We start from the raw sequence: 2,870 nt of genomic DNA, 5'->3' as shown, positions 1-2,870 counted from the left end.
GGACCAACATTCCTTTGTTCTATAGGTTGGGATTGGATCCCGGCTATACGGGACCGTAATACCGGTATCTGGCAAAAGGTTTTCCTTTCGGCAACAGGGAAAGTTCTTATTAAGAACCCGCTTGTAACTAGTGACGTACAATTACCGGGTTTAAAAACTGCCGATTTGAAGATTCAAACGACAGTCGAAAATATTTCGGATAAACCTCAGAAGGGTGTTTTAAAATGTAGTTTTGGAGATGTCTCATTTCAAAAGACTGTTGAACTGCCTGCCCGCACTTCGCAGGTACTTTCTTTTGACCCTTCTTCTGTCCCCCAGTTGCATTTGATTGATCCTAAGTTGTGGTGGCCCAATGGTTATGGCCCGCAGAACCTTTATAGTTTTCAACTCAGTTTTGAAATAAACGGAAAAGTGTCCGACCTTCATAAGGAAAACTTTGGTATCCGTAAAATCACCTATTCGGTGGAGGATGCTGATAACCTGACGGTTTCCGTAAACGGGGTCCGTGTTTTCTGCAAAGGTGGAAACTGGGGAATGGACGAAGCAATGAAGCGTATTCCCCGCAAGCGGCTGGAGGCCCAGATTCGTATGCACCAGCTGGCTAACTATACGATAATCCGCAACTGGGTAGGTCAAAGTACAAGCGAGGATTTTTATGAACTTTGCGACAAATATGGCATCATGCTTTGGGATGAATTTTTCCAGCCTAATCCCAGTGACGGGCCAAATCCAACGGACTTAAATGTTTATTTGGCAAATGTCCGCGAGAAAATACTGCGCTTTCGCAATCACCCTTCTATTGCAATCTGGTGTGCCAGAAATGAAGGTTATCCACCCAAAGAAATTGATGAGGCACTTCGTAAATTAATGGCAGAGCTTGAACCGGTCCGCCTTTATCAGCCCAGTTCCACCGAAGGCAGGGGCGTGAATTCCGGTGGCCCTTATTTTTGGCGTACGCCCCGAGAGTTTTATTCCTTTAAGGAGGCTTATAAAACAGAAATAGGGAGCGTTTCCGTTCCTACCTTGGAATCCATTCAGGGTATGATGCCTAAAAAGGATTGGGAAAACATTAATGACGATTGGGCTGAACATGATATGGCCCGCGGTGCACAGCGTGGCAATCAATATCCCAAGATGATCAATGCCCGATATGGGAAAGTGCTGAACCTGGCCGATTTCGTCCGCAAAGCACAGCTGGCCAATTATGAGGCTTTCCGTGCAATGTATGAAGGCCGCTTTGCTAAACTATTTAATCCCTGCACCGGAGCGATAACCTGGATGAGCAATCCTGCCCAGCCCAGCTTCGTATGGCAACTTTATCACCACGACCTGGAACCGAATTCCTCTTTGTTCGCGGTCAGGAAAGCCTGTGAGCCTGTTCATATACAATTGAACGAAAAAGAATGGAATGTGCAGGTCATTAATAATTTGCCGGAACCCTTAACCGGTGCCCATGCCCGTCTGGCAATTTATAATTTAGACGGCACTGTTCAGTACCAGCATGATTATGACGTGACTGCTTTGCCCAGCCGGGCAACAGATCTGGGCCAGGTCGAATGGCCTGTTTCGCTTTCGGCAGTTCATTTTGTAAAGCTGGAATTAAAAGACAGTAACGGAAAGTTGATTTCTGACAATTTCTATTGGAGGGCTCTTCCCGAGCATCCGGATAGTTTGCAGGAACTTGCCACTTTGCCAACTGTTCCTCTTGAAGTAAAAGCTAAACGTCTCGATGTTGATGGCAAATGCATTATAAATGTGACCATTCATAACCCGGGTTCCCAGATTGCCCTGATGGCCCATCTTCAGTTAAGGCGCCAACACTCAAAAAATAGAGTACTGCCTGTATATTATTCCGACAATTATATTTCCCTTCTGCCCAAAGAGACCAAGTCCATCAACATTGAAGCATCGCTATCTGACCTGAAAGCAGATATACCTTTGATTGTTATGGATGGCTGGAATATCGGAGTGATACCGTTCACTTCTCCCGAGGTTGATGTGGCCCTTAATACAAACGCCCAGGTGAGTCATTGGCCGGTGACCAACCTCCCTTTAATGGAGGTGTTGCCTATGAAACCCTGATGATCATTGTTGGGTATTCAACATTTTTGTGTATCAAATTATGTTGCCTTTGAGTTGAAAGCTGAAGTTCTGGTCAGGCTGTTACGAAAAAGAAAACATAAAACGAAGTAAAAGAAAATAATATTTATATGAATGTGTTTCTTACCGGGGCAACCGGCTATATAGGCAACCGTCTTGCTTTATCTCTTGCAGATATGGGGTATAGGGTTCATGCCCTGTACCGTTCTGAAGAAAAGGCAAAATCTTTGAAAAACCATTCGAATATTGTTTTATTTAAAGGTGATATACTGGATGCCAAAAGCCTTGAGCTTGCCATGCTGGGTTGCCGGCAAGTATTTCATGTGGCGGCCTGTGCCAAAGCCTGGGAAAAGGATCCCTCCACATTTTATAGATTGAATGTGGAGGGTACGCTGAATGTATTAAATGTCGCCCAAAAGCTGAACATTGAAAAGATTGTTTTCACTTCAACTGCTGGAATTTTCGGCCCTTCAGAAGATGGCTCATTTACAGATGAAACTTCCGGCATTTCAGGTTTTTTTACTGATTATGAAAAATCAAAAAAAACGGCTGAAGATATTATTCGCCAGAGGGCGGGAGAGGGGCAGCACATAGTGATTGTGAACCCTACAAGGGTTTATGGCCCGGGATTGTTGAGCGAAAGCAACGGTGTGACCAGAATGGTTAAATTGTATCTTGAAGGAAAGTGGCATTTTATCCCCGGCAATGGCAAAAGTATTGGCAATTATGCGTTTGTTGATGATGTGGTGCAGGGACATATCCTTGCCATG

General features: G+C 44.7%; 2 protein-coding genes. Both read left to right on the top strand.

What is annotated here, in order from left to right:
• Window positions 1-2,082, top strand: a 2,082-nt coding sequence (locus tag Q8907_15490; protein MDP4275674.1) for a glycoside hydrolase family 2 TIM barrel-domain containing protein, incomplete at its 5' end; no start/stop codon positions are given.
• Window positions 2,083-2,210: 128 nt separating this feature from the next.
• Window positions 2,211-2,870: NAD-dependent epimerase/dehydratase family protein (locus tag Q8907_15485; protein ID MDP4275673.1), on the top strand; the 660-nt coding region annotated here is incomplete at its 3' end.

It is taken from the genome of Bacteroidota bacterium, assembly GCA_030706565.1.
In the GTDB taxonomy this organism is placed as follows: Bacteria; Bacteroidota; Bacteroidia; order Bacteroidales; family JAUZOH01; genus JAUZOH01.
Note: the sequence above shows the minus strand (reverse complement) of the source record. Positions and strands in the feature narration are given on the sequence as shown.